This window comes from Myxococcus llanfairpwllgwyngyllgogerychwyrndrobwllllantysiliogogogochensis (assembly GCF_006636215.1).
Lineage (GTDB): Bacteria > Myxococcota > Myxococcia > Myxococcales > Myxococcaceae > Myxococcus > Myxococcus llanfairpwllgwyngyllgogerychwyrndrobwllllantysiliogogogochensis.
The window spans coordinates 1-25,946 of record NZ_VIFM01000164.1 but is presented as its reverse complement, the minus strand read 5'-3'; the positions used below and the strand labels follow the sequence as shown (position 1 = coordinate 25,946).

The 25,946-nt window shown below is 68.8% G+C and carries 15 protein-coding genes and 2 tRNA genes; 9 read left to right on the top strand and 8 right to left on the bottom strand.

Annotation, left to right across the window (positions count from 1 at the left end):
- Nucleotides 1-8: 8 nt before the first annotated feature.
- Together FJV41_RS31780 and rsmI are read left to right on the top strand one after the other, a co-directional pair.
- Nucleotides 9-368, top strand: a complete 360-nt coding sequence (locus tag FJV41_RS31780) for a YraN family protein (protein ID WP_141646346.1) — start codon at nt 9-11, stop codon at nt 366-368.
- A 9-nt stretch (nt 369-377) separates the two neighbouring features.
- A complete protein-coding gene (gene rsmI / locus FJV41_RS31775) occupies nt 378-1,208 on the top strand; it encodes a 16S rRNA (cytidine(1402)-2'-O)-methyltransferase (protein ID WP_141646343.1) in 831 nt (276 codons plus the stop codon).
- A 111-nt stretch (nt 1,209-1,319) separates the two neighbouring features.
- Here rsmI and FJV41_RS31770 read toward each other — a convergent pair whose 3' ends face one another.
- From FJV41_RS31770 to encB, 5 genes are all read right to left on the bottom strand, one after another.
- On the bottom strand, nt 1,320-2,639 hold the full coding sequence (locus tag FJV41_RS31770) for a hypothetical protein (RefSeq protein WP_141646342.1): 1,320 nt from the start codon (nt 2,637-2,639) through the stop codon (nt 1,320-1,322).
- Nucleotides 2,640-2,734: 95 nt separating this feature from the next.
- Complete coding sequence (locus FJV41_RS31765) at nt 2,735-3,781, bottom strand: peptidoglycan DD-metalloendopeptidase family protein (protein ID WP_141646341.1); 1,047 nt, start codon at nt 3,779-3,781, stop codon at nt 2,735-2,737.
- A gap of 76 nt (nt 3,782-3,857) precedes the next feature.
- Nucleotides 3,858-5,282: a sigma-54-dependent transcriptional regulator gene (locus tag FJV41_RS31760; RefSeq protein ID WP_141646340.1), complete on the bottom strand. Its 1,425-nt coding sequence runs from the start codon at nt 5,280-5,282 to the stop codon at nt 3,858-3,860.
- A 25-nt stretch (nt 5,283-5,307) separates the two neighbouring features.
- Nucleotides 5,308-6,174 (bottom strand): encapsulin nanocompartment shell protein EncA, encoded by an 867-nt coding sequence (encA, locus tag FJV41_RS31755; protein ID WP_141646339.1) that lies wholly within the window; start codon nt 6,172-6,174, stop codon nt 5,308-5,310.
- A gap of 47 nt (nt 6,175-6,221) precedes the next feature.
- Nucleotides 6,222-6,701 carry an encapsulin nanocompartment ferritin-like cargo protein EncB gene (encB, locus tag FJV41_RS31750; protein WP_141646338.1) on the bottom strand — a complete coding sequence of 160 codons (480 nt, stop codon included), beginning with the start codon at nt 6,699-6,701 and terminating at the stop codon, nt 6,222-6,224.
- Between the two features lie 105 nt (nt 6,702-6,806).
- Here encB and murJ point away from each other — a divergent pair, with 105 nt between their 5' ends.
- The 6 genes from murJ to FJV41_RS54005 all read left to right on the top strand — a co-directional run bounded on the left by murJ (nt 6,807) and on the right by FJV41_RS54005 (nt 21,627).
- On the top strand, nt 6,807-8,507 hold the full coding sequence (gene murJ / locus FJV41_RS31745) for a murein biosynthesis integral membrane protein MurJ (RefSeq protein ID WP_141646337.1): 1,701 nt from the start codon (nt 6,807-6,809) through the stop codon (nt 8,505-8,507).
- Between the two features lie 284 nt (nt 8,508-8,791).
- Nucleotides 8,792-10,753 (top strand): S1 RNA-binding domain-containing protein, encoded by a 1,962-nt coding sequence (locus FJV41_RS31740; RefSeq protein WP_141646345.1) that lies wholly within the window; start codon nt 8,792-8,794, stop codon nt 10,751-10,753.
- 97 nt (nt 10,754-10,850) lie between these two features.
- Nucleotides 10,851-10,924, top strand: a tRNA-Met gene (locus FJV41_RS31735).
- Between the two features lie 68 nt (nt 10,925-10,992).
- Nucleotides 10,993-11,066: transfer RNA gene (locus tag FJV41_RS31730), tRNA-Met, on the top strand.
- A 528-nt stretch (nt 11,067-11,594) separates the two neighbouring features.
- Entirely contained in the window at nt 11,595-18,908 is a 7,314-nt protein-coding gene (locus FJV41_RS54690) for a myxosortase-dependent M36 family metallopeptidase (RefSeq protein WP_141646336.1), read from the top strand.
- A gap of 307 nt (nt 18,909-19,215) precedes the next feature.
- Nucleotides 19,216-21,627: a cation:proton antiporter domain-containing protein gene (locus FJV41_RS54005; protein WP_220137911.1), complete on the top strand. Its 2,412-nt coding sequence runs from the start codon at nt 19,216-19,218 to the stop codon at nt 21,625-21,627.
- A gap of 19 nt (nt 21,628-21,646) precedes the next feature.
- Here the strand turns inward: FJV41_RS54005 and FJV41_RS31715 are convergent, their stop codons facing one another.
- Complete coding sequence (locus FJV41_RS31715) at nt 21,647-22,705, bottom strand: patatin-like phospholipase family protein (RefSeq protein WP_141646335.1); 1,059 nt, start codon at nt 22,703-22,705, stop codon at nt 21,647-21,649.
- Between the two features lie 108 nt (nt 22,706-22,813).
- Between FJV41_RS31715 and FJV41_RS31710 the strand changes: the two genes are divergently transcribed.
- On the top strand, nt 22,814-24,481 hold the full coding sequence (locus tag FJV41_RS31710) for an amidase (RefSeq protein ID WP_181791059.1): 1,668 nt from the start codon (nt 22,814-22,816) through the stop codon (nt 24,479-24,481).
- A 13-nt stretch (nt 24,482-24,494) separates the two neighbouring features.
- On the opposite strand, the gene FJV41_RS31705 is transcribed toward FJV41_RS31710, so the two are convergent.
- Both FJV41_RS31705 and FJV41_RS31700 read right to left on the bottom strand, forming a co-directional pair.
- Nucleotides 24,495-24,866, bottom strand: a complete 372-nt coding sequence (locus tag FJV41_RS31705; RefSeq protein ID WP_141646334.1) for a DUF1330 domain-containing protein — start codon at nt 24,864-24,866, stop codon at nt 24,495-24,497.
- A gap of 263 nt (nt 24,867-25,129) precedes the next feature.
- A complete protein-coding gene (locus FJV41_RS31700) occupies nt 25,130-25,837 on the bottom strand; it encodes a 2OG-Fe(II) oxygenase family protein (protein ID WP_141646333.1) in 708 nt (235 codons plus the stop codon).
- Between the last annotated feature and the right edge of the window lie 109 nt (nt 25,838-25,946).

Genomic DNA, 25,946 nt, shown 5'->3' with positions numbered 1-25,946 from the left:
GGCGTGGGGTGCGGCGGGAGTTCGGGGATGAGGCGGAATCGGTGGCGGTGCGGTACCTGGAGGAGCGGGGCTGGCGGGTGAGGGCGCGGAACTGGCCGTGTCGTTACGGCGAATTGGATGTGGTGGCCGAGCGAGAGGACACCGTGTGCTTCGTCGAGGTGCGGATGCGCTCCTCGGCCGTATGGGGAGACCCGGCGCACACCGTGTCCTTCGCCAAGCAACGTCGGGTGGTGAAGGCGGCGCTGCACTATCTCTTCGCTCATGACCTGCGTGAGCGGATGATGCGCTTCGACGTGATTTCCGTGGTGGGGCGTGGAGCGCGCGCCACCGTGGAGCACATTCCCGGCGCCTTCGATGCGGGCATGTAAGGGGAAGGCATGGCTGGAACGCTGTACCTGGTGGCCACGCCCATCGGGAACCTGGGTGACATCTCTGCGCGCGCGCTGGAGACCCTCCGCGCGGTGCGCTTCATCGCCTGCGAGGACACGCGGCACTCCCGTGTGCTGCTGGACCACTTCGGCATTGGCGGCAAGGACCTGGTCAGCCTGCCCGCTTTCGCGGAGGGGCAGCGGGCCGGGCGAATCCTCGATCGAATCGCAGAAGGGGATGACTGCGCGCTCGTCACGGACGCGGGCAGTCCGGCCATCAGCGACCCCGGAGAGCGACTGGTGGCGGAGGCGCTGGAGCGAGGGCTGACGGTGGTTCCAATCCCGGGCGCCACGGCCCTCGTCGCGGCCCTGAGCGCGTCCGGGCTGCCCACGGGGCGCTTCCACTTCCTGGGGTTCCTGCCCCGCAAGGGCGCCGAGCGGCGCGCCATGCTGGAAGAGGTGGCCGCGCTGTCCGCGACGCTGGTGCTCTACGAGTCTCCGCGCCGTCTGGGAGAAACGCTCCCGGACCTGCAGGAGGCCTGGGGGGATCGCCGTGCGTGCGTCGCCCGCGAGCTGACCAAGCTGCACGAGGAGTTCGTGCGAGGGCCGCTGTCAGAGCTGTCCGCGCGCTACGCGACGGAAGAGGCCCGGGGTGAGGTCGTGGTGCTCGTGGAAGGCCGCACCGGAGAGCGCCGCTGGTCCGAGGAGGAGCTGCGGCGCGGACTCGAAGAGGGGCTTGCTCGCGGCGAGAAGCTCAAGCCCCTGAGCACCGAGCTGGCGCGTCGTGCGGGCTGGTCGGGACAGGACGTCTACCGACTCGGGCTGTCGCTGAAGCGGTGAGTCGAAGCAGGACCCAGGAGGCGCGTACTCCCTCCTGGCGTCCGCGTTGCTGCTGCCCGCGACACCGGGAGGCAGGCGGTGGATGCCGCGCCTCCCGGGTGTCACCTGCCGCTAGAAGTTGAACGAAGCGCTCAGGTCGAAGCGGAACGTCGTGCTGCCGATGGCGCGGAAGCGGCGGGAGACCAGGTCGTAGCGCCAGTCGAACGTCGGGTTGAGCTCGGGCGAGCCCACCGCCGTGTCGACCTGACCATCACCGTTGAGGTCCTGGCCCATCTCCTCGTTCGTCAGCGTGTGGTCCGTGTTGTAGAGGAACGTGCCCGACGCGCGAATCTTGAAGGTGTCCGACGCGCTCGCGGTGGCGCCGAGCATGCCGCCGACCTGGAAGTACTCCTCGGAGGTGAGCAGCTTGCGAAGCGCCGCGCTCAGCTCGTTGTTGTACCGGCCCGCGCCCACGTAGTTGCCGATGGCCCGCAGGTCCAGGGTGAACTTCTGGTGCTTCTGAGGCCTGTCGAACGGCACCAGCTCCACACCGGCGACCATCCCCAGCATCTCCGGCGACTTGATGCCCGTCTCCTTGCGGTTCCACGGACCTTCACCGCAGTTGCCAGGGGCACCCAGGTTCGTCGGGTTCGACGTGCGCTGGTCGCAGTTCGAATAGAAGAGGGGGCCTCGGACGGGGATGGTGTAGCTGGCCTTGAAGTACGGCTCGGCCACGCCCATGCGGCGCGAGAACGCCGTGTAGAGCTGGTACTTGTGGACCCGGTCGCCGATGTTGCCGCGCTCGTCCGAGTTCGTGGTGTCCACGCTCGGGTCCCTCACCTTCGCGGTGGGGGCCTCGTAGTCGATGCCGACAATCCAGGTGGGCTTGGTCTCGTCCTTCGCCTGGTTGAAGAAGGCGTAGGCCAGGCCGAAGTGGAGGTTGCCCAGCCCACCCCGGAAGCTCTCCTGCGGCACGCCGAAGAGCGGCACACCGTTGGTCTGCGGGTCCGAGAGGCATCCCGCGATGGTCGAGCCATCCGCGTTGATGCAGTTGTTGGTGATGGTGGAAGACTCCTGGGACGACTGGGAGGTGAAGTCCCATCGCTCGTTCTGCTGGAACACCAGCGGGAGCGTGAAGGACAGCTCCAAGTCCCTGTAGAGACCCACCGCCAGCCTCAGGTTGAGGCGGGCATCGACGCCCTTGTACCAGAGCTCCGCGGCGTCACCGCGCGTGGCTGGTGAGCCATCCTCGTTGGGCGGCGTGCCCGCGGGCGCGAGCTGCTCGCGGACAATCTTCGCGCGAGTCTGCGTACGTTCGAACCCGACGTCGATGAACAGGTCGAACGGATCGTCATCCTCGAAGGAGGAAGCGATCCGGGTGATATCTGCCGCGCTGGCGGCGAACGGCGCGCCCAGCGTCAGCGCGGCGAGTACGGCGCGAAGCCTGTGCATCCGACCTCCGACGGCGAAACGAGCGGGCCTTCCGGCAAGCCCGGGGGCTTCCAGCTAGCCGCGCCGTCGAAGGAGTGTCAAGAATCGGGTTGCTTTTACTTCCCCGCGACGGAGGTTCCGAGCAGCCCTTCCAGGCGCCGGACCTCGTCATCGAAGCCCGTCTTGTGGCCGGCCGCCATGGTGCGGCGGTAGGTCTTGTGCTGGTCGAAGGGGTCCAGCACCCGGTCATCCTGGGTCATCAGCTGGTAGTGGAGGTGGGGCGCGAAGGAGCGGCCCGTGTTGCCGCTCCGGGCGATGACCTGGCCCACGTTGAAGCGCGAGCCCGGGTGGATGTCCTTGGACACCTCGTCCAGATGCAGGAAGAGGGCACGACGGCCACGGCCGCCCGTCTCCACCAGCTCCAGGCAGTTGCCGTTGCTGCCCCAGTTCCAGTTCTTGCGCTTCACCACGCCGGCGAAGGGCGCCTTGACGGGCGTGCCCACCGGGGTACGGAAGTCCACGCCCTTGTGGCGGCGACCGTCGCGCAGCAGGGACGTCACCTGCTCGTAGTCGTCCAGCGGCGACTTCTCCAGGCGCAGCTCCAGCTCCTCGCCCGTGGACAGGTAGTAGCGCGCGGCGCCCTCGGTTCCGGCCTGGTAGCGGTACGCACTCAGCGTCTTGCCCAGCTTGGCGCTGGTGAAGCGCACCGCGTGGACCAGGGGCTCCTCGTTGGGGCGGCGCTGGAAGAGCACGTCCAGGGTGTCGCCGCGCAGGATTTCACCCGGCACCTCCACCCACCACACCAGCGTGCGCGTCACCACCTGCGCCAGGGCCGGGCCCACGTCCGCGCCAGCGGAGTTGTTGAGGGCCGTCTCCAGCGGGCCCTCGATGCGCATCGACGCGCGCTCCAGGCCCGCGGCCTTCACCGGGTCCACGGGGACAGGCGCCGCGAGAGGGGCTGCCGCGAGGGCGCCCGCATCCGTGGGGCCGGTGGCCTCGGCGACAGGCTGGTGGATGGCGGCCTCGCCCGTGGCGTTCGCCATCCGTTGCTTCCACCACCACACGCCCCCGGCGGCTCCGCCGAGGATGAGTGACACGGCGACCACGGGCCCGATGGGGCTGCGCTTTGGAGGTGCACCGAGGGTGGGAAGGTTCGGCCGCATACAGGCTCCCTGGTTTGGAAAGAGTGGGCGGGCGCGAAAACCAGCGCCCGCGACGAGGAATTCCGCCAGCCGAGGGTCAATCCTCGGGGCCGTCCTCTTGCTCGTCTGGCGTGGTGTCGCGCAGACCGAATTCCTTCATCTTCGTTTGCAGGGACTTGCGGCTGATCTGCAAGAGCCGCGCGGCCCGGGTGACGTTGCCACCCGTCTCATCGAGCTTCTTGACGATGAGGTCCCGCTCCAGCTCCGCCGCCTTCATCCGGACGATGTCCTTCAGGCCCACCTCACCCGTGGGAACTTCCAGGGTCGGTGCGCTGGGGGGCGGAGCGGGGCTTGCCTGGACGCCCGCTCCCTGCCGAACGGGCTCTGGCAGGTCCTTGGCGGTGATGAGCGGTCCGTCCGCGAACAGCAACGCGCGCTCGATGAGGTTCTCCAGCTCGCGGATGTTGCCCGGCCATGCGTAGCCCTGCAGCAGCGCCAGCGCGTCGTCGGTGATGCCTTCGATCTTCTTGTTGAGGCGGCGGTTGTACTTGTCCACGAAGTGCCGCGCGAGCATCAGGATGTCGCTGCGGCGCTCTCGCAGGGGGGGCAGGGTGAGCGGCACCACCGCCAGCCGGTAGTACAGGTCCTTGCGGAAGCGGCCGGCTTCGATCTCCGCCTGGAGGTCGCGGTTGGTGGCGGCAACGAGGCGCACGTCCACGCGCGTCGTCTTGATGCCACCCACGCGCTCGAACTCGCCTTCCTGGAGCGCGCGCAGCAGCTTCACCTGCATCTCGACGGGAATCTCCCCGATTTCGTCCAGGAAGAGGGTGCCGCCGTCGGCCAGCTCGAACCGGCCGGGCTTGGAGGTGACGGCGCCGGTGAAGGCTCCGCGCTCGTAGCCGAACAACTCGCTCTCCAGCAGCGTGGCGGGGATGGCCGCGCAGTTGATCTTGATGAACGGCTTGTCGCGACGGCTGGAGGCGCCGTGCAGCGCGGTGGCGATGAGCTCCTTGCCGGTGCCGCTCTCGCCGGTGATGAGCACCGTGGAGGGCGTGTCCGCCACCTTGTCGATGACCTTGTAGACGTCCTGCATCTGGGGCGACTCGCCGATGATGGCGGCGCGCGCCTTGAGGTCCGGACGGACGGAGCGACGGGCGCTCTCGTTCGTCTTGGCGGCCTTGGCGACCACGGCGGACAGCTCCGTCTGGTCGAAGGGCTTGGTGATGTAGTCGAACGCGCCCGCCTTGATGGCGTCCACGGCCGAGTCCACGGTGCCGTGCGCGGTGATGATGATGACCGGCACGTCGGGGTTGGCGGAGCGGATGGTGCTCAGCACCTCCATGCCGCCCACCTTGGGCATCACCAGGTCCGTCACGATGATGTCGGCGCCGTTCTTGTGGAACTCCGCCAGCCCCTGCTCACCGTTCTCCGCGACGGTGACGTCGAAGCCATCCCGGCGCAGCATCGCGGCGAGCACCTTGCGGAGATTCGCCTCGTCGTCGATCACCAGGACTTTTGCCATGGGAGCAGGGCGCGGAGGGGCCGGACTAACGACGGGCCGACGCCGCGGTGGGGCCCTCAAGGGTGCAGATGGCGTCCGGGTGCTTGATGCGCAAGAGGAGCGCCTCCAGCACGCGGAACGGATGGTTCATCCTCGAGGCACCCAGGTAGGCCGCCACCATGTCCATGGCCACCGCCAGGTCCATGTTCTCCCGGCCGGTGGACACCACCACGCCCGAGTCACCGCGCAGGCGGTTGGACTGGTAGACGCCGTCCGAGGCCAGCTGCTTGAGGGTTTCGATCTCCAGCACGCCCGTCTTCTCGTAGATGCGGTGCAGCGCCGAGTACAGCCGGGGCGACAGCACGACGGCATAGGGGCCGAAGTGGCCGTGCTCGTTGAGTGTGCGCGTGGCCTCGACGACGGCCTGGAAGCCGCCGCCCGCCACCGTCCAGTCACCCAGCGGCACGGTGAGCCGGCCGTTGGCCGTCATCAGGCCCTCGTAGCCCAGCTTCGCGTCGCCGTAGAAGATGAGCTCGTCTTCCTGCTGCGCGCACAGCGCCGCGGCGCCCGCGGCGGCGGACACGTCCAGCGGCATGTTGTGCGTCCGGGCCGCCTCGATGTCGCGCCAGTGCAGCAGGAAGTCCTTGTAGATGATGGGGATGGTCTTGAACTTGCGCGCGTCGGTGAAGACCATCGCGGTCTCCTGCTCGCCGACGATGTCCACCGCGCCCGGGGACACGCCCTGGAACTCGTCGTAGGGCACCGTCTGCACGCCCGCGCCCAGCGGACCGTAGATGTCGAGGATGCGGCGGCCCACGAGCGAGCGCCGCGCGACCTGGATGACGGTTTCATTCAGGCGCGCCCACTCCTCTTCACGGAGCGGGTTCTCGGCATGTCCAAGGAAGTCAGGCATCGAACAGTCTCCAGATACTCAACAAGGAGAAAAGAAAAGGAACGTCTTCAGCGATTGCCGCCACCACCACCGCCACCACTCCGGCGGAGCGAGCCCACCGTGAGGGGATGGGACTCCACGGCGGGCGGCGGAGCGGGCAGGCCGTACATCAGGCGCTGCGGGGGAAGGGCGGTGAGCGGCTCCACCGGGGACCGGCCGTTGATGACGTTTGGCGCCGGTGGGGTGGGGGAGGGCGAATGGGCCGCGACGGGTGTGCCCGCATCGGCGACGGCCTGCTGGAAGTGCCCGGCCGCGATGGGACTGGTGAAGCGGGCGTCCTGGTTGGCGTCGAGCATGCGCAGCATGTGAACCGCCTCGGACACGTGTTCCTTCTCCTCTGTCGCCAGGTGGAGGAAGAACGCCTTCACTTCGGGGTGGGAAGCGGCCCGGGCGAAGGACTCGTATTCGTTGATGGTCTCCAGCTCGCGCGCCAGCACGCGGCGAATGCGCGCCACGTCGTCCAGGTCGCTGTCCGGGGTTTCGGCCATTGGGAATGGACCCTTGCAATCCGCCGGGGGCACCGTCAAGAGAAACAGGGCCCGGTGGGTTTCCTGCTTCATGCCACTTGACGTCACGCATAGAGTCCGGCGCTCGTGACCGCCTCCGTGCCCGAGCCTTCTCCGCCGCCTCCCACCGCCCCGTCTCCTCGGTCCGAGCGCTCCAGCGGCCGAGGCGCGCTGCTCGTGGCCACGGGCATCCTCGCCTCGAAGCTCGTGGGGCTCGTGCGCGAGCGCGTCTTCGCGCACTACCTGGGCAACGAGGCGGCGGCGGCCATCTTCAAGGCGGCGCTGCGCATCCCCAACTTCCTGCAGAACCTGTTTGGCGAGGGCGTGCTCTCCGGCTCGTTCATTCCGGTGTACGCCCAACTGCTCGGCCGCAAGGACACGGAGGAGGCGGACCGGGTGGCGGGCGCGGTGTTCGGCCTGCTGTCGCTGGCCACCGCGCTGCTCGTGGGCGCGGGCATGCTCTTCACGCCGCTCTTCGTGGACCTCATCGCCCCGGGCTTCGAGGGCCACGCGCGCGAGCTGGCCATCCGCGTGGTGCGCGTCCTCTTCCCGGGCACCGGCTTCCTGGTGCTGAGCGCCTGGTGTCTGGGCATCCTCAACAGCCACCGCCGCTTCCTGCTGTCGTACCTGGCGCCGGTGGTGTGGAACGGCGCCATCATCCTCACGCTGCTGGTGTTGGGCGGCCGCTATGGCGAGGAGCGCCTGGTGGAGCTGCTCGCCTACGGCGTCGTGGCGGGCAGCTTCCTCCAGTTCGCGGTGCAGGTACCGAGCGTCCTCAAGTTGCTGGGGCGCTTCAGGCCCTCGCTCTCCACCGTGGCGGCGCCGGTGCGCCAGGTGCTCAAGAGCTTCGGGCCCGTCGTCCTGGGGCGCGGCGTGGTGCAGTTCAGCGCGTGGGTGGACACCGCCTTCGCCACGCTCATCTCCGAGCGGGCCATGTCCTCGCTCGTCTATGCGCAGACCATCTACCTCATCCCGGTGAGCCTCTTCGGCATGGCGGTATCCGCGGCGGAGCTGCCGGAGATGGCGCGCGCGGCGGATGGCGAACGGGAGGAGGTCGTCGCGAAGCTGCGGACGCGCATCGACGCGGGCGCGCGGCGCATCGCCTTCTGGGTGGTGCCCTCGGCCGCGGCCTTCTTCTTCCTGGGGGACATGGTCGCCGCGGCGCTGCTGCAGACGGGCCGCTTTGGCGCGGCGGACTCGCGCTACCTCTGGTACCTGCTCATCGGAGCGTCCGTGGGGCTGGTGGCCGCCACCGTGGGCCGGCTCTATGCCTCCGCGTTCTACGCGCTGAAGGATCCGAAGACGCCGCTGCGCTTCGCCATCGTCCGCGTGGCGCTGGGCTCGCTGGGGGCCTGGGGCCTGGGCCTTCACGGGCCCGAGTGGCTGGGGCTTCCCCCTGAACTGGGCGCGCTCGGCCTCACGCTCTCCAGCGGCATGGTGGCCTGGCTGGAGTCGACCCTTCTGCGCCGCAAGCTCTCCAGGCAGCTGGGCCGCGTGGGCGTGCCTTCGGGGTTGCTGCCCCGGCTGTGGGGCGCGGCGGTGATCGCCGGAATGGTGGCCCTGGGGGTGAAGCTGGGGCTCGCCTCGGTGCTGGGTCCCATGCCCGGAGTGCAAGCGGAGTGGGGCGGGGCCTTCCTCGCCCCCCCCGCGATGCATCCCATCCTGGGATTCATCGCCGTCGCCCTCCCAATGGGAGTAATCTATTTCGCGGTGGCCGCGGCGCTCGGCGTGCCGGAGGCCAGCGCGGTGTTCCGCAAGGTTTCTGGCCGCCTGCGTCGCAAGCGCTAAGTCCGCGCCATGGCTCGGCTCCTGACGGAGCAGGCAGGCTTTGATTGGGGGTGCAACCAGGTGTCGGAAGGGATGGCGTAAAGGGCTCTCGTCGTTAGGGTCCTGGCGGTGGTGTGGACCACGTGCGCGTCATCGGGGCTTCCTCCCGACAGGGCGCGCGTGTAGAGTGCGCCGCCTTTTTCATGGGCTCCGGCTTCACGGGAAGTCTGGGCTGACTTCGTCTCAGGAAGGTCTCGGCAGTGAGCGACGAGAAGAACGGTTCCAATGCGGGCGGTCCTGGCGGAATGGGCCCCAAGAAGCCGAAGGCGACCTTCGGCGACGTGATGCTCGGCATTCCTTCGGGCGGCGCAAGCCGTGGCGAGGGAGGTCGTGGCGGCGGCGGCGGTCGCGGAGGCGAGCGCGGCGGTCCCGGTCAGGGCCGCGATGCTCAGCCGCGTCCCGAAGGAGGAGCTCCTCGCGAGGAGCGCCGTCCGCGGGGCGGTGGCAGCCCAGGGGGTGAGCGCCGCGGTGGTGGTGGCGGCGAGCGCCGTCCGTCCGGCCCCATGGTCGTCGTGAAGCGTGCGTCGGGTGCCATCGAAACGCGGGGTCCGGTGGGTGAGCAGCCCGCCGAGGCGACCGCGACGGCGGAGGCCACCACGGCCGCCGCCGAGGCCTCCGGCGCCACTCCGACTCCCACGCCGCGCCCTGTCGCGCCGACGCCGGCGCCTTCCACGGCGCTGTACGAGGAGGTCCCCGAGTCCGAGTCCTTCGCCGAGATGTTCGAGGTGCAGGTGAAGGAGGGGGGCGCTCCGGGTCGTCGGGGCGTCCGCCTGGGCGAGAAGGTCAAGGGCACCATCTTCCAGCTCGGCGCGGACACCGCGTTCGTGTCGCTGGAGGGCTCGTCCAAGAGCGAGGCGATGATCGAGCTTCGCGAGCTCAAGGACGACGAGGGCATCCTGCGCTTCGGCGTTGGCGACAGCCTGGAGGCGCACGTCATCGAGGTGGGCGCCAAGGGCATCGTGCTGAGCCGCGCGCTGGCCAAGGGCAGCGCGTCCATGGCGATGCTGGCCGAGGCCCGCGCTTCCGGCATGCCCGTCGAGGGCATGGTGCTGAGCGTGAACAAGGGCGGTGTCGAGGTCGCCATCGGTGACCAGCGCGCCTTCTGCCCCATCAGCCAGCTGGACCTGCGCTACGTGGAGAAGCCGGATCAGTTCATCGGCGAGAAGCTCAAGTTCCGCGTCACGGAGGTTCGTGACCGCAACGTGGTGCTGTCGCGCCGCTCGCTGCTCGAGGACGAGCAGCGCACGCTCGCCGCGGAGACGCGCAAGACCCTGTCCGAGGGCAGCATCGTCAAGGGCAAGGTCTCTGGCGTACGCGACTTCGGCGTGTTCGTGGACCTGGGCGGCGTGGAGGGAATGATCCCCGTCTCCGAGCTCTCGTACACGCGCGTGGGTCACCCCAGCGACGTGGTGAAGTCCGGCGACGAGGTGGAGGTGGAGATCCTGCGCATGGAGCCCGCGCAGCCCAACTCGCCCGACAAGACCAAGCAGAAGGAGCGCATCACGCTGTCCATGCGCTCGCGGCAGGAAGATCCCTTCAAGAAGGCGATCTCCGAGATCAAGGAGGGCGACCGCCTGCAGGGCAAGGTCGTCCGCCTCCAGCAGTTCGGCGCGTTCGTGGAGCTGCGTCCGGGCGTGGATGGCCTGGTGCACATCTCCGCGCTGAGTGATCGCCGCATCGCGCACCCGCGCGACGTCGTGAAGGAAGGCGAGACCATCTGGGTCGCCGTCGAGAAGATCGACGCGAACGAAAAGCGCATCGGCCTGCGCCGCATCACCGAGGAGGAGGCGCAGCGTCCTCCCGAGGAGCGCACGGCTCCGGTGGCCGCGGAGAAGACCGCGCCTTCGGCTCCGGCCGCGCCGCGTCCCAAGGCGGGGCAGGTGGTGGTGGGCAAGGTGGACCGCATCGAGCCCTACGGCGTGTTCCTCCAGTTCCCGGGTGGCAAGGGCCTGCTGCCGGCCAGCGAGACGGGCACCGAGCGCGGCACGGATCTGCGCAAGCACTACGCGCTCGGCCAGGAGGTGAAGGTGGCGATTCTCGACATCGACGCTTCCGGCAAGATTCGTCTGTCCGTCACCGCCGCGGTGCGCGCCGAGGAGCGTGCCGAGGTGGAGGAGTGGCAGAAGACGCAGCAGCCGCAGGGCGCCGCCGCTGGCAAGAAGGGCTTCGGCACGCTTGCCGATCTCTTCAGCAAGTTCGGCAAGTGATTCACCGGACTCGAGCACGTGTGACGCGTGTTCGAGTTCGCGGGAAATAGATGTTGCAGTCCACGGCGAGGGGCGGTACTACCTCCCTCGCCGCTGACGCGGGGTGGAGCAGCCTGGTAGCTCGTCGGGCTCATAACCCGAAGGTCGCAGGTTCAAATCCTGCCCCCGCAATTAGGAATGCCAGAGGCCCGGAGAATAGAAAGCCGGGCCTCTGGTGTTTATAGGCAAACACAACATGTCGCGGGGTGGAGCAGCCTGGTAGCTCGTCGGGCTCATAACCCGAAGGTCGCAGGTTCAAATCCTGCCCCCGCAACTTGGTGTCTTTCGAGGGCCTGTCTGGATTCGGAAGAAACCGCAAGGTTGAAGACCCCGGTCGCCAGAGATGGTGGCCGGGGTTTTCTCTTTGGTGCGCTTGGATGCCTTCGCGTCAGCGCGCCGTCCCGCCCCTCAGCCCAATGGCAGATCAACCCGGGGGCAGGGGAGTGTCCGTGCCCCGACGACCGCCGGGACTCCCCGTCGCGTCTGGCTTGACACGGGAGAAACTGGGTAGGTCCGTCAGCACTGGAATGTTGGCCCTGGACATTGCAGCCCCTTGAAATGACTGGGGATTTCTCAGACGAGGTCTCTCGTGGATACGGAAATCTCCCGCCATCGTAGAAAAAACCGCAATGTCGCCTTTCAACCTACACCAGTAAAGGCACTAATCTCTCCAACAGGTGACAATTTGTCACCTGGGAGCCAATCAGAACAGACCTGAGCTTCCGGCAAGGCTGTCGGAACGCGACGTATCGGGTCTCCCGGGCGGCTCCCACCCCGCGCAATCCCATGGGAGCACCCCCACGTGAGAAGGTTGGTTGCCAAGCTGTCCGGCCTGGCGCTGGTACTTTCAGGTACTGGCTCCTTCGCCCGGACGCTGCCGAACTACGACGCATTCCTGGAAGCCAAGCCCGCGGGCCGCACCGCCGCGAGCTTCAAGCCGGTGGACGCCGACACGGATGTCCGTGTCACCCACCGGGATGAGCACACCGGCGCCCCTCGCTTCCTGTGGGCCACTGGTGGTGCACAGAACAAGCTGAAGGCGCAGTACGCCAGCATGGCGCCGGCGCAGGCGGCCCTCACCCAGCTCAACGACTACGCGGCGATGTACGGCGTGAAGTCGTTCGAGGTGGCCGGTGCCCGCGTCTCCGCCGTCAAGCAGCTGCCCCAGGGTGTCAAGGTCGTCACCGTGGCGCAGGAGGTTTCCGGCGTCGAGGTGTTCCGCCAGAGCCTCCGGCTGCTGTTGAACAAGAACAACGAGCTGGTGTCGGTCTCCGGCACCATCTCCGAGCACGTGACGGCGCGGGCCGCGCCGGAGCGGATGCGTTTCAAGCTGTCGGCGAAGTCCGCCATCGCCGCCGCCTTTCAGGACGTCACGGGCTCCGCGCTCGACGGCAGCCTGCTGAACCAGGTGAAGAGCGCGAAGCCCACGGGCCGCTATACGCGCTACGCCCTGGCCTCGTACGCGCGACCTCAGGAAGAGAGCCTTCGCGAGCCCGCCCGCGCCAAGCAGGTCTACTACGCGCTGCCGAACGCGCTGGTGCCCGCGTACTACGTGGAGGTCATCACCGGCCGCGAGAACAGCGTCGATTCGGACGCCTACGCGTACGTCATCTCCGCGTTGGATGGTCGCGTGCTGTCTCGCAAGGACATGCGCGAGCAGGCCGCCTTCAGCTACCGCGTCTTCGCGGACACCACACCCCCGTATACGCCTCACGACGGTCCCGCTGGCACGAACGCCACGCCGCACCCGGACGGTGCGCCGACGGGCTTCCGGCCCGCGTTCGTTCCTCCCTCGCTCGTCACCCTGCAGAACGCGCCCTACAGCCAGAATGACCCGTGGCTCGCGGCGGGTGCGACGGTGACCGCCGGCAACAACGTGGACGCGTACGCGGACCTCTTTGCGCCGGACTTCTTCAGCGCGGGCGACCTTCGCCCCACCGTCACGGCTCCCGGCGTGTTCGACCGGACGATGCTGTTCGACATCCAGCCGAACGCCAATGCGGAGCAGATCGCCGCGGCGACGACCAGCTTGTTCTACCTGAACAACTGGCTGCACGACTGGTACTACGACTCCGGGTTCGACGAACTCTCGGGCAACGCGCAGCTCGACAACTTCGAGCGCGGTGGCGAGGACGGCGACCCCATCCAGGCGCAGGCGCAGGACTACAGCGGCACCGACAACGCCAACATGCTGACGCCGGCGGATGGTGCCTCACCGCGCATGCAGATGTACCGCTTCTCCGGTCCGCGCGAGACGTACCTGACGGTGAATGCTCCGGCCCATGTCGCGGGTAACTATGCCGTCGGAATCGCATCCGGCATGGGTGCCCAGGCGTTCGACGTGGTGGGCAATGTCGTCATCGCGCTGGACGAAGTCACCGCGGGGGGGCCGTCCACCACGGACGGTTGCACCCCCCTGACCAACGCGGCGGCGGTGGCTGGGAACATCGCCCTCATCGACCGCGGTGGCTGCGGCTTCGTCGACAAGCTCACCAGTGCGCAGGCCGCTGGGGCGACGGGTGTCATCATCGCGGACAACGCCGCGGGGCCGGTCGCGGACATGGGCGGCACCTCGACCACGCTCACCATCCCCGCGCTGCGCATCACCCTGGCGAATGGCAACCTGCTCCGCAACGAGCCGGGCCTCAACGTGCGCCTGTTCCGTGCGCCGAGCATTGGCCCGGACGGCACCGTCGACAACATCATCGTCGCGCACGAGTGGGGGCACTACATCAGCAACCGCCTCATCCTCGATGCGGGCGGCCTCGTCAACCAGCAGGGCCGTTCCATGGGCGAGGGCTGGGCTGACTTCCACGCGCTGCTCATGGTGACCCGGGCGGAGGACATCAACGTCCCCTCCAACCCTGACTGGACGGGTGCGTACGGCGCGGCGGAGTTCGCCCCCCGCTACGGCTCTCCCGACAGCGCCTTCTTCGGCATCCGCCGCGTGACGTACTCGTCCGACATGGCGAAGAACGCGCTGACGTTCCGCCACATCGCGAACTCGTCCGCCCTGCCCACCACCGCGCCCATCATTACGAACACCCTCCCGAACTCGCAGTTCCACAACTCGGGTGAGGTGTGGGCCACCATGCTCTGGGAGGCCTATACGTCGCTGCTGCGCGTCCACCCGTTCCAGGAGGCTCAGGACCGGATGAAGCAGTACATCGTCCTGGGGTACATGCAGACGCCCTACGCGCCCACCTTCCTGGAGGCGCGTGACGCCATCCTCGCGGGTGCCTATGCCATCGACCCCGCGGATGCGGAGCGGATGTGGACGGCCTTCGCCAAGCGTGGCGCCGGTGTCGGCGCCGTGGCCCCGTCCTATGTCTCCACCACCCACGAGGGTCTGGTCGAAAGCTTCCGCACCGGTCCCGCGCTGGGGCTCGTGAGCGCGACGCTCTCCGACGACCTGCCCACCGGTTCGTGTGATCGCGACGGTGTGCTCGACAACGGTGAGACGGGTCGCATCGTCGTCACCATCGCGAACACCGGCTCGCACCCCGCGCGCAACGCCTCGGTGACGGTGTTCTCGCCGTCCCGCGGTGTCGTCATCGGCAACGCGGGCGTGGTCCGCCTGCCTGAGATTCCCGTGTTCGGCCAGGTGACGGTGGCGCTGCCGGTGACCCTGACGGGCGCCGCGACGGCCTCCGTCGCGGAGTTCATCATCGCCTTCCGCGATGAGAACCAGGCGGTTCCGGGAGACGTCATCGCCGCGCTGAACGCGGTGACGAACTACGACGAGGCTCCGGAGACCAGCCGGACGGAGAACGTCCAGTCCAACCCCGCGACGCTCCCCTGGGAACTCGAGTCTAGCGAAGCGCCTGAAATCAACGAGTACTTCTTCGGGCTCGTCTACGTCGATGAAGCGTTCATCGACCGCGCGTTCTTCGGCGAGAACCGGGAGTTCCCCACGGACTTCTGGCTGAAGACCCCGCCGCTCAACGTGAGCGCCACCGCGCCGTTCATCGTCAGCTTCGACCACACCCACGACTTCGAGGCCGACGCGAACGCCAACTACGACGGCGCCGTCATCGAGCTCACCGAGGACAATGGTCAGACGTGGATCGACATCGGCGTCCCCCTGTACGGTGGCGTGCTGGATACGGCCCCGGGCGTGCTGAACCCCCTGCAGGGCCGTCAGGCCATCGTCGGCACGAGCGCGAACTTCCCCACGCTCGATCCCGCGACGCTGGACCTGGGCACCACGTACGCTGGCAAGACGGTCCAGATCCGCTTCCGCATCGGCACCGACAACTTCGTCGGCGCGACGGGCTGGGCGCTGGACAACCTGTCCTTCAGCGGCATCGACAACACGCCGTTCACCTCCCTGGCGGCGGACAACAACGTGTGTCTGAACCGTCCTCCGGTCGCCAACGCCGGTCCGGACCAGACGGTGCCCGAGCGCACCGCGGTGACGGTGGCGGGCAGCGCGACGGACGCCGACGGCAATCCGCTCACGTACACCTGGACGCAGTTCTCCGGCACGGCGGTGACGCTGTCCGGCGCCGACACGGCCACCGTGACCTTCACGTCCCCTGAAGTGGCGTCGGACCGCGACATCGTGCTGCGGCTGAGCGTCAGCGACGGCAGCCTGACGTCCACGGACTTCGTGACGGTGCGCGTGCTCAACGTCAACCGCGCTCCCACCGTGAACGCGGGTCTGGATGGCTCGGCGAATGAGCGTGGCAGCTTCACCCTGTCCGGCTCCGCGAGCGACGCGGATGGCGACAGCGTCACCTACCTCTGGACGCAGGTGTCCGGCACTCCGGTGGCGCTGACGGGCTACACGGCGGCCTCCGCCACGTTCGCGACCCCCGAGGTGGACTTCGACACGACGCTCACGTTCCGCCTCACCGTCTCTGACGGCAAGGTCAGCGTGAACGACACCGTGGACGTGGTCATCCACGACGTGAACCGCGCCCCGGTGGTCACCGCTTCGTCGGTGACGGTCGATGAGCGCAGCACCGCCAACCTCATGGCCACGGCCTCGGATGCGGACGGTGACACGCTGACGTACGCCTGGACGCAGCTGTCCGGTGCCCCGGTGACGCTGTCCGGCGCGGACACCGCGACGGCCTCCTTCGCGACGGGCGAAGTGGCCGCCAACGCCGTCCTCACCTTCCGGGTGACGGTGTCTGACGGTACGGCGACCGCCACGCAGGACGTGACGGTGAACGTGCTTCACATCAACCGCGCGCCGACGGTGAACGCGGGCCTGGATGGCTCCGTGAACGAGCGCGCCGTGGCCACGCTGAGCGGCTCGGCGAGCGACGTGGATGGCGACGCCCTGACGTACACCTGGGTGCAGACGGCCGGTACTCCGGTGGGCATCACCAACGCCACCTCGGCCATCGCCACCTTCACCGCGCCGGAGACGGCGACCGGTGAGACGCTGACGTTCCGCCTGACGGTGAGCGACGGCAGCTCCACCGCGAGCGACACGGTGAACGTGCAGGTCAATCCGGTGAACCGCACGCCGGCGGTGACGGCCTCGCCCGTCACGGTCAACGAGCGCACCACCGCGACCCTCATCGCCACCGGGACGGACCCGGACGGTGACACGCTGACGTACGCCTGGACGCAGCTGTCCGGCGCCGCGGTGACGCTGTCCGGTGCGAACACCGCGACGGCCACCTTCACGGCCGCCGAGGTCATCACCACCGCCACCCTGACGTTCCGGGTGACGGTGTCGGATGGCACGGCGACCGCCAGCCACGACGTGACGGTGACGGTGCTCAACGCCAACCGCGCGCCGACGGCGAACGCGGGTGCCGACGGCACCGTGGGTGCTCGCTCCGAGTACACGCTGAGCGGCGTGGGCGGTGACGCCGACGGCGACGTCCTGACGTACACCTGGGTGCAGACGGCTGGTACGCCCGTGGGCATCACCCACGCCACCACCTCCACCGCCCGCTTCACCGCTCCCGACAGCGTGGAGACGCTGACGTTCCGCCTGACCGTGAGCGACGGGACGTCCGTCGCGAGCGACTCGGTGAACGTGGCTGTCACGAGGGTCAACCGGGCTCCGTCGGTGACGGCGTCCGCGGTGACGGCCGACGAGCGGAGCACTGTCTCCCTCGTGGCCCAGGGCGTCGACCCGGATGGCGACGCGCTGACCTACGCGTGGGTGCAGCTGTCCGGCACCCCGACGGTGACGCTGGAGAACGCCAACACGGCGACCGCGACGTTCGACGCGGGTAACGTGGACGACGACGCGGAGCTCACGTTCCGCGTGACGGTGTCCGATGGTGGTGCCACCGCGAACCAGACGGTGACGGTGACGCTGCGCAATGTGAACCGTGCTCCCACGGCGAACGCGGGTGCGGCGGCTTCGGCCGTGTCCGGTACCTCCGTGACGTTGGACGGCAGCGCGAGCAGCGACCCGGATGGCACCTCGCTGTCCTACACGTGGACGCAGATCAGCGGCCCGTCCGTGGCGCTGTCCAACGCGGTCTCCGCCCAGCCGTCCTTCACTGCTCCATCGGTGGAGGCGCAGCGCGACCTGGTGTTCAGCCTGGTGGTGAACGACGGTGCGGCCAGCAGCGCGGCCTCCCTGGTGGTCATCACCATCAACCCGGCGGCCATCCCCAACCGGTCTCCGGTGGTGACGGCGTCCGCGGTGACTGCCGACGAGCGGAGCACCGTCTCCCTCGTGTCGCAGGCCTCCGATCCGGATGGCGACACGCTGACCTACGCGTGGACCCAGCTGACGGGCGCTACCGTGGAGCTGCAGAACGCCGACGCGGCGACCGCGACGTTCGATGCGGGTAACGTGGACGACGACGCGGTGCTCACGTTCCGCGTGACGGTGTCCGACGGCACCTTCGATGCGACCCAGGACGTGACGGTGACGGTGCGCAACGTGAACCGTGCTCCCACGGCGAACGCGGGTACGGCGGCCTCCGCCGTGTCCGGTGCCACCGTGTCGCTGAACGGCGGCGCGAGCAGCGACCCCGACGGCGCCACGCTGACGTACCAGTGGACGCAGGTCAGCGGGCCGGCGGTGACGCTGTCCAACGCCACGGCCGCCCAGCCGACGTTCACCGCTCCGACGGTGACGGCCGAGCGCGACCTGGTCTTCGCCCTGGTGGTGAGCGACGGCGCGGCCAGCAGCACGGCCTCCCTGGTCGTCATCACCATCACCGCGCCGCCGGTTCCGAACCGTGCGCCCGTGGTGACGGCGTCCGCGGTGACGGCCGACGAGCGGAGCACTGTCTCCCTCGTGGCCCATGCCACGGATGCGGACGGCGACACGCTGACCTACGCGTGGACCCAGCTGACGGGCACCACCGTGACGCTGCAGAACGCCAACACGGCGACCGCGTCGTTCAGCGCGGGCGAAGTGGATGACGACGCGGCGCTCTCGTTCCGCGTGACGGTGTCCGACGGTGAAGCCAACGTGAACGCGACGGTGACGGTGACGGTGCGCAACGTGAACCGTGCTCCCACGGCGAACGCGGGACCGGCGGCTTCCGCCGTGTCCGGTGCCACCGTGACGTTGGACGGCAGCGCGAGCAGCGACCCCGATAGCACCACGGTGACGTACCTGTGGACGCAGATCAGCGGTCCGGCCGTGACGCTGTCCGAGGCCACGGCGGCTCAGCCAACCTTCACCGCTCCGACGGTGACGGCCGAGCGCGACCTGGTGTTCAGCCTGGTGGTGAACGACGGGGCGGCCAACAGCTCGGCCTCCCTCGTCGTCATCACCATCACCGCGGCGCCGGTGGAGAATGTCGCTCCGGTGGCCAAGGCCCGCATCATCCTCAATGGCAGCCAGACGTCGATGACCCTCGACGGCTCGGCTTCCTCCGACGCGAATGGCGATGCCCTGACCTACAAGTGGGAGCAGACGGGCGGCCCGAGCGTGACGCTCAACGAGTCGACCAAGGCGGTGCTCAACGTGGACGTTCCGGAGCTGGATGACGACAGCGCCACGTTCACGTTCAAGCTGACGGTGAAGGACAGCCACAACGCCACCCACAGCGTCACGGTGGCGGCCACGGCCACCCCGGATGATGGGGGTGGTTGCTCGTCCACGGGCGCGGGTGCTCCGGCGGGCATGCTCGCCCTGGCGCTGCTCAGCCTGCTGCACCGTCGTCGTCGCGTGAACTGAGCCGGAAGCCGCCTCCTCTCGGGGAGGCGGTCTCCTCCGGGGACGGGCGCCTGACAGGCCCGGACCCGGAGGCTCTCCAGCGGTTCGAGCATTCTTGAAGTCCGACGGCCGGCATCCTCTCGCGAGGGTGTCGGCCGTTGTTCATTCCGGCGTCGTTCGCGGGACAACGTTCGTGGGGGCGAAGTGACGAGCCCCCGCCGCGTGACGGTGACTGGTGCACGAATCCGCCGCGCGGCGCACGGGTGGCCATGCGCGCTGGGGCAGGCTCGGCTCCCGTGTGGCTCGACCGGGCCGCCGCCTCCCGTCCATGTTCCCACTCGCCTCGGCCGCGCCGCCGTTCCTGCAAGAGATTGTCATCCTGATCGCCGCGGGCGCGGTGATGGCCTACGTGGGCCATCGCTTCAGGCTGGTGCCCATCGTCGGCTTCCTCCTCGCGGGCGCGCTGATTGGACCCAACTCCCTGGCACTGGTGAAGGACCTGGAGCTGGTGAACTCCGCCGCTGAACTCGGCGTCATCCTCCTGCTGTTCAGCATCGGCCTGGAGTTCAGTCTGGAGAAGCTGGCCCGGCTCAAGCTGCTCCTCTTCGGCGGCGGAGGGCTCCAGGTGGGGCTGGCGTCCGTGGGGATGATGGGCTTGCTCATGCTGTTCGGCGTGACGTGGCGGCCCGCGCTGTTCACCGGCTTCCTGGTCGCGCTGTCCTCCACCGCCATCGTCCTCAAGCTGCTCGGAGACCGGGGAGGGACCTCGTCCGACGTGGGGCAGGTGTCCCTGGGGCTGCTCATCTTCCAGGACCTCGCCGTGGTGATGATGGTGCTGCTCGTCCCCATCCTGGCGGGGAAGGGCGACTCACCGCTCCACTTCGTGTGGGCCTTCGCCAAGGCGCTCGGCATCATCGTCGCGGTGCTGGTGGTGGCGCGGCGGCTGATGCCCCGGCTGCTGGAGGTGGTGGCGCGCACGTGCTCACCGGAGCTGTTCCTGCTCACCGTCATCGCGGTCTGCTTCGGCACGGCGTTCCTGACCAGCCTCGCGGGCGTGAGTGTGTCCCTGGGCGCCTTCCTCGCGGGACTGGTCGTCAGCGAGAGCCGCTTCAGCGAGCACGCCTTCGGAGAAATCCTCCCGCTCCAGATTCTCTTCAGTGCGACGTTCTTCGTCTCCGTCGGCATGTTGCTGGACGTGGGCTTCCTCGTGGCGCACCTGCCCGTGGTGTTGCTGGCCATCGTCGCGGTGCTCGTCGTGAAGGCCGTGACGACGGCCATCAGCGTGCTGGCGCTCGGCTATCGCCCGCCGGTGGCGGTGGAGAGCGCGCTGCTCCTGGCTCAGGTGGGGGAGTTCTCCTTCGTGCTGGAGCGCAGCGGCCGGCGCCTGGGGTTGTTTCCCGCGGGCCTCCCGGAGGGCTCCCAGGCGTTCATCGCGGCCACGGTGATGTTGATGGTGCTCACGCCGCTGCTGTCCCGGCTGGGCATCTGGGCGGGTGGACGCCTTACCCGCCGAGGTCACAACGCGATGGCGCAGGAGGGCCCTTCCACGGACGAGTCCGAAGCCCTCGCGGCCGAGTCCTTCGCCCGCTTCGAGAACCACGTCATCGTCGCCGGCTACGGAGATGGCGCGCGCCGACTCACGCGCGTGCTGCGCGGCTCGGGCATTCCGTTTCTGGTGGCCACCTTGAGTCCCCAGGGCGCGAATGAAGCGGAGGCCGAGGGCATGGCGGTGCTTCGCGGCGACTATGCGCGTCAGCGCACGCTGCGCGTGGCGGGCGTCCAGCGCGCGAAGCTGTTGATGGTCGTCGACGACGAGGTCGCCATGGCCCACCGCGTGGTGGCGGTGGCGCGGATGGAGAATCCGACGCTGCGATTGGTGGCTCGCGTGCGCACGGTCGCGGACGTGGAGCCGATGAACGAGGCAGGCGCGGACGTCGTCGTGTGCGAGGAGCTGGAGAGCCTGGTCGCGGTGCTGACCTCTCTCCTCGAGGACTATCAACAGTCCCCCGAGGAGATCGAGGACCATGAGGACGCCGTGCGGCGCTCCGGCTACGCGGCGCTGCGACTGGCGGGCTCGCTGGAGAAGCCGTTGCTCGTCTGCGCCTTGGAAGAAGACTGCCTGGGCTCTCGCCGCGTGACGGTCCGCCCGGGTGCGCCCATTGTCGGACAGACGGTGGAGGTGCTGGTCCAGCGAGCCGGTGGGGCACTCAAGGTCCTGGAGCTGCGAAGGGAAGGGGTGCCGCTGTCGCGGGTGGAGCCGCACACGCGGTTCGAGGTCGGTGACGAACTCGTCCTCAAGGGCTCGGTCACGGCCTTCGAGCGCGGCGCGGAGCTGTTCCGCTCACCGCCTCCCGAAGGACTCGAGGTGGAGGCCGGGCCACCGGAGAGCGTCGCACCCCGCACGGCGGCGGAGCTCATCGACACGCAGGCCACCATCGAGTTCCATCCGAGCGCGGGCACGGGGCCTTGTGCCCACCTGGACCAGCTCCGTCCCGTGCGGCCCCGGACGCGCGGGTGCGAGGAGTGTCTCAAGCTCCATGACACCTGGGTCCACCTGCGGCTGTGCATGACGTGCGGCCACGTGGGCTGCTGCGACGACTCCAAGAACAAGCACGCGACGGGGCACTTCCACGAGACGACCCATCCCCTCATCCGTTCGCTGGAGCCCGGTGAGAGCTGGGGCTGGTGCTACCTCGACGAGGTCCAGCTCGAAAGCGAGCCCGCGCCGGCAGGGAAGTGAGCGCCGCGCGGCTCCAGGCTCAGAGCGGCCTCACGTGCTCGGCGAGTCGTCCCGTGGCGATGAGCTCCTGGAGTTCGTCTCCCATCCGCTCGCTCTCGGAGACCACCTGATTCCAGGCGCGGATTCGCGCGGTGTCGGTCATCCGCTCGAAGTCGACACGGTCCGGAATCTTTCCACCGGGCAGCCTCGCCACCAGCTCGGGGGACGGGGAGATGAGCAGCGCCCTGCGGAAGTTCTCCGGCCGCGCCCGTCGCCAGCGCAGGGCCTTGTCGAACCAGCCGGGCACCACATACGGATAGAAGTGCGGGTACAGCACCAGTCCCTCACCAGGACCGAAGTCCAGGTCCAGGTGGTAGTCGATGACGCCACCATCCCGGTACACTCCTGGATGCGCACCGGGGATGCGCACGCCACTGAGCACCAATGGAATCGAGCCCGAGGCGATGAGCGCCGGCTTCAGGTTCTCCGCCGTCAGGGGCAGGTGGACGGACGGCAAATCCTTCTGTCCCGCGAAGGGCGTCGTGTCGCCGGCTGTGTCGAAGATGACGCGGCGCAAGTGGAGGCTCAGGCTCTTGCGGCTCACCACATTGCCCATCGCGCACAGCGCCAGGCCTAGGAGCTGGACGCGCGGATGCTCGACACCCAGGGGACCTCGACACAGCGCCGTGACGATGTGCAGCCGCGCCCACGGATGGTGGAGGATCTCCTTCAGGCCATCATCGCCCAGGAGCGCATCGAGGATGCGCTCGCTCGTCTCGCTCACCAGGGAGGGCGAAGGCTTGGGCGGATAGCGCTGGTCGATGTACGCCGCCTCGAAGCGCCGCAGCGCGGACACCGGGTCGTTCTGGGCCAGACACGCCAGTCGCCAACTGCCGATGGAGCTGCCAATCAAGTGCAGGGGGCGGGTGCGTCCCTTGAAGAGTTCGCCGAACAGGGCGCGGTCCAGCCCGGCCAGCACCAACCACTTGGGGCCACCGGAGGCTCCAGGCACCACATCCACGTCGTCACCGCGCAGCCCCCGCGCACGCAGCAGCCGCAGCGCGTCAGGTCCCGCCAGAAGCGTCAGATTCGAGGCCATGTCGGGGTTGCACCGTAACAGGAGCGGGTGGGTTGCGCGGGACTTCCGTGCTCGGGCGCGCATGGCTTGCGACAATCCATGCGCCACTGCTGTACTGCGCGCGCCCCCATGAAAAAGCCCACGCCTTCCGGACATCGCTCCTGGGAAATGAGCCGGCGCGCCTTCCTCGGTGGCTCGGCCGCTGTCACGGCCCTGGCCACGGTGGACGCCACCGCGAACCCGCGGGGGCTCGCTGCGCCTTCCTCCAGTCCGTTCGAACTGGAGGAGGCCACCATCGTCGACCTCCAGGCCGGCATGCGCGAAGGGAAGTACACCGCGCACGGCCTCACGGAGCGCTACCTGGCGCGCATCGCGGCCATGGACCGCACCGGCTCGCTGCCACTCCTGTCCGTCATCGAGCTGAATCCCGACGCGCTCGCCATCGCCCAGGCGTTGGACCTGGAGCGCAAGGAGAAGGGCGCTCGCGGTCCGCTGCATGGCATCCCCGTGCTCATCAAGGACAACATCGCGACGGCGGACCGGATGCAGACCACCGCGGGCTCGCTCGCGCTCGTCGGCGCCGTGCCCTCGCGAGATGCGTTCGTCGTCGAGCGCCTGCGCGCCGCGGGCGCTGTCATCCTCGGCAAGACAAACCTCAGCGAGTGGGCCAACTTCCGCTCCACGCGCTCCGCCAGCGGCTGGAGTGGACGCGGCGGCCAGTGCCGCAATCCGTATGCTCTGGACAGGTCGCCTTCGGGCTCCAGCTCGGGCTCGGGCGCCGCGACGGCCGCGAACCTCTGTGTCGTGTCCGTGGGCACGGAGACGGATGGCTCCATCGTGTCGCCCGCCGCGGCGTGCTCGCTCGTGGGACTCAAGCCGACGGTGGGGCTCGTCAGCCGCTCGGGAATCATCCCCATCTCTCACAGTCAGGACACCGCGGGCCCGATGACGCGCACGGTGGCGGATGCCGCCGCGCTGCTCACCGTGCTCGCCGGCGTCGATGCCTCCGACGTGGCGACCGCCGCGAGCCAGGGCCGCACGGGACTGGATTACACGAAGTTCCTCGACGCCGACGGGCTGAAGGGCGCGCGCATCGGCGTCCCTCGCGAGCGCTTCTTCGGCTACCACGCCGCCACCGACGCGCTGGTGGAGCAGGCCCTGGAGGTCATGAAGTCGAAGGGCGCCATCCTCGTCGACCCGGCCTCCATCCCCAACGCGGCGAAGCTGGACGAGCCCGAGTTCGAGGTGCTGCTCCACGAGTTCAAGGCAGGCGTGGAGTCGTGGCTCGCGAGCCTGGGCGGCACGACGAAGCTGCGCACCATCGCGGACCTCATCCGCTTCAACGAGGAGCACCAGGACTCGGAGATGCCGTACTTCGGGCAGGAGCTGCTGCGTCAGGCGCAGGCCCGCGGACCGCTCTCCGATGCGAAGTACCTCAAGGCCCTGGCCTCCAGTCGCAGGCTGTCACGCGCGCAGGGCATCGACGAGGTGATGCGCAAGCACCAACTGGACGCGCTCGTCGCGCCCACGCAGGCGCCTCCAGGGCTCATCGACCTGGTGAACGGCGACCACTGGCTGGGCAGCAGCTCCACCCCCGCCGCCGTCTCCGGTTACGCCACCCTCACCGTGCCCGCGGGCTACGTACGCGGGCTGCCCGTGGGGCTGTCGTTCATCGGTCGCGCATGGAGCGAGCCCACGCTGCTCAAGCTCGCCCATGCCTACGAACAGGCCACGCGGCACCGACGTCCGCCTGGCTTCGTTCCCACCGCGGACCTGCGCCTCGTCGCCGGGCGCTGAGTCCTCGCCACGCTCAGGGCGACGCAGCCCAGGGAAGCGTCGCCTGCATCACCGCCTCGTGCAGCGCGGCCGTGCGCAGATGGCTGAAGCGCTGGTAGTCCGGGTCGTTCACCATCTCCAGGAACGCCGCACGGCTCGGGTAGCGCACCAGCATCACCGCGTCCCAGGTCTGCCCTGGCTCCGCCACCAGCGCGGTGGAGCCGTCGCCCGCGTAGAGGGGCTGCGCGCCTGCCTTGATCATGAACGGCATGATGGCGTTCGCATACTCCGCGAACGAGGCCCGTCCCCCCTCCTTGAACCGCACCAGGTTCATCATCACCAGCGGCCCCCCGGGGTCTTCCTGGATGAAGCGCTGAACGTCGGTGCCCTGCGGATCGACAGCCACGGTGCCTCCTGAAAATCGAATCGGTCCGCCCCCCATCGAGACGGCGTGTCATTGTCGCTCAGTCTCACCGTACGGTGAACCCGGAACAGGACAGACCCGGGAGCCCCAGAAACTGGGGCCCACGCCACCCACGGCGAGCGCGCCGCGGAAGTCAGGCTCCGTCTCGACGCGCCCGCCGCCCGCCTCACGTGGGATGCCGAAGCGATTCAGGCCGCCGTGTCGGGTCCATCCCGAGGGCTCCACGCGGGCCGTTGAAGGCTCGTTCAGGTGTTTCCGGTGTCGGTGCGCTCGCGCTGAGCATCCAGGTAGGCGGCGAAGCCCGCCTTGGACTGGATGCGGAAGGGTGGCAGTCGCGCGAGCGCGTCAGGCTCGAAGACGTATTGCTCGCAGACGAGGCTCGCGCGCTGCGAGTCGTCCCTCGCGCCGAGGAAGGGCTGCACCTCGTGCTGGAGATGTCCCTGGAAGTGCACCAGCAGCCCGGGCCGTGGCCGCACCTCGCCCACGTCGCGATTGTCATGCAACAGGCGAAGCGCGCCGCCGCGCGCGCCCTCGGGCATCTGGAGATACAGGACGCTCACGTGTCGAGGCGTGGCGTCCGGGACGCCGCTGGGCCCCTGCAACGTCGCGTCGATGTGTCGGCCCACGCCCTTGCCCGCGTCGAGCAACAGCAGGTTCAGATAGAACGCGTTGGGTGCTGGCTGGCGCGAGCCGAACAGCCGCTCCCTCCACGGCCTCAAGCCGCGCGCGCTCTCCGGCGCCAGCACCCGCGCGAGATACGCGCGCAGGAACGGAAAGCGAGCCTCCAGGGTGCTCCTTCCTTCATGTGTGAAGATGAAGGCGAAGCCCCGACTCGCCTGGAACGTGCCCATCAGCGGGCTGCGGGCCACGAAGCGAGAGCCCAGCAGTGCGTCTCGCAGGGACTCCAGCTCCACGGGGGGGAGGGCTTGACGGTGGGTGATGTAGGGGCGCACGACAAAAGGCGGGGATTGCGAGGGATGAGACGAAGAAGTGCTTTTACAGCCTACCTTTTAGGTTCCAGAATTGCCGTGTCTCACTCCCCCCGCGCAAGGTCCCCCCCTG

Bases quoted from the DNA above. Each gene is read 5' to 3' on its own strand.
- rsmI (WP_141646343.1), top strand. From the start codon at position 378: ATGGCTGGAACGCTGTACCTGGTGGCCACGCCCATCGGGAACCTGGGT.
- FJV41_RS31770 (WP_141646342.1), bottom strand. From the start codon at position 2,639: ATGCACAGGCTTCGCGCCGTACTCGCCGCGCTGACGCTGGGCGCGCCG.
- FJV41_RS31765 (WP_141646341.1), bottom strand. From the start codon at position 3,781: ATGCGGCCGAACCTTCCCACCCTCGGTGCACCTCCAAAGCGCAGCCCC.
- FJV41_RS31760 (WP_141646340.1), bottom strand. From the start codon at position 5,282: ATGGCAAAAGTCCTGGTGATCGACGACGAGGCGAATCTCCGCAAGGTG.
- encA (WP_141646339.1), bottom strand. From the start codon at position 6,174: ATGCCTGACTTCCTTGGACATGCCGAGAACCCGCTCCGTGAAGAGGAG.
- encB (WP_141646338.1), bottom strand. From the start codon at position 6,701: ATGGCCGAAACCCCGGACAGCGACCTGGACGACGTGGCGCGCATTCGC.
- FJV41_RS31740 (WP_141646345.1), top strand. From the start codon at position 8,792: ATGGGCCCCAAGAAGCCGAAGGCGACCTTCGGCGACGTGATGCTCGGC.
- FJV41_RS54005 (WP_220137911.1), top strand. From the start codon at position 19,216: ATGTTCCCACTCGCCTCGGCCGCGCCGCCGTTCCTGCAAGAGATTGTC.
- FJV41_RS31715 (WP_141646335.1), bottom strand. From the start codon at position 22,705: ATGGCCTCGAATCTGACGCTTCTGGCGGGACCTGACGCGCTGCGGCTG.
- FJV41_RS31710 (WP_181791059.1), top strand. From the start codon at position 22,814: ATGAAAAAGCCCACGCCTTCCGGACATCGCTCCTGGGAAATGAGCCGG.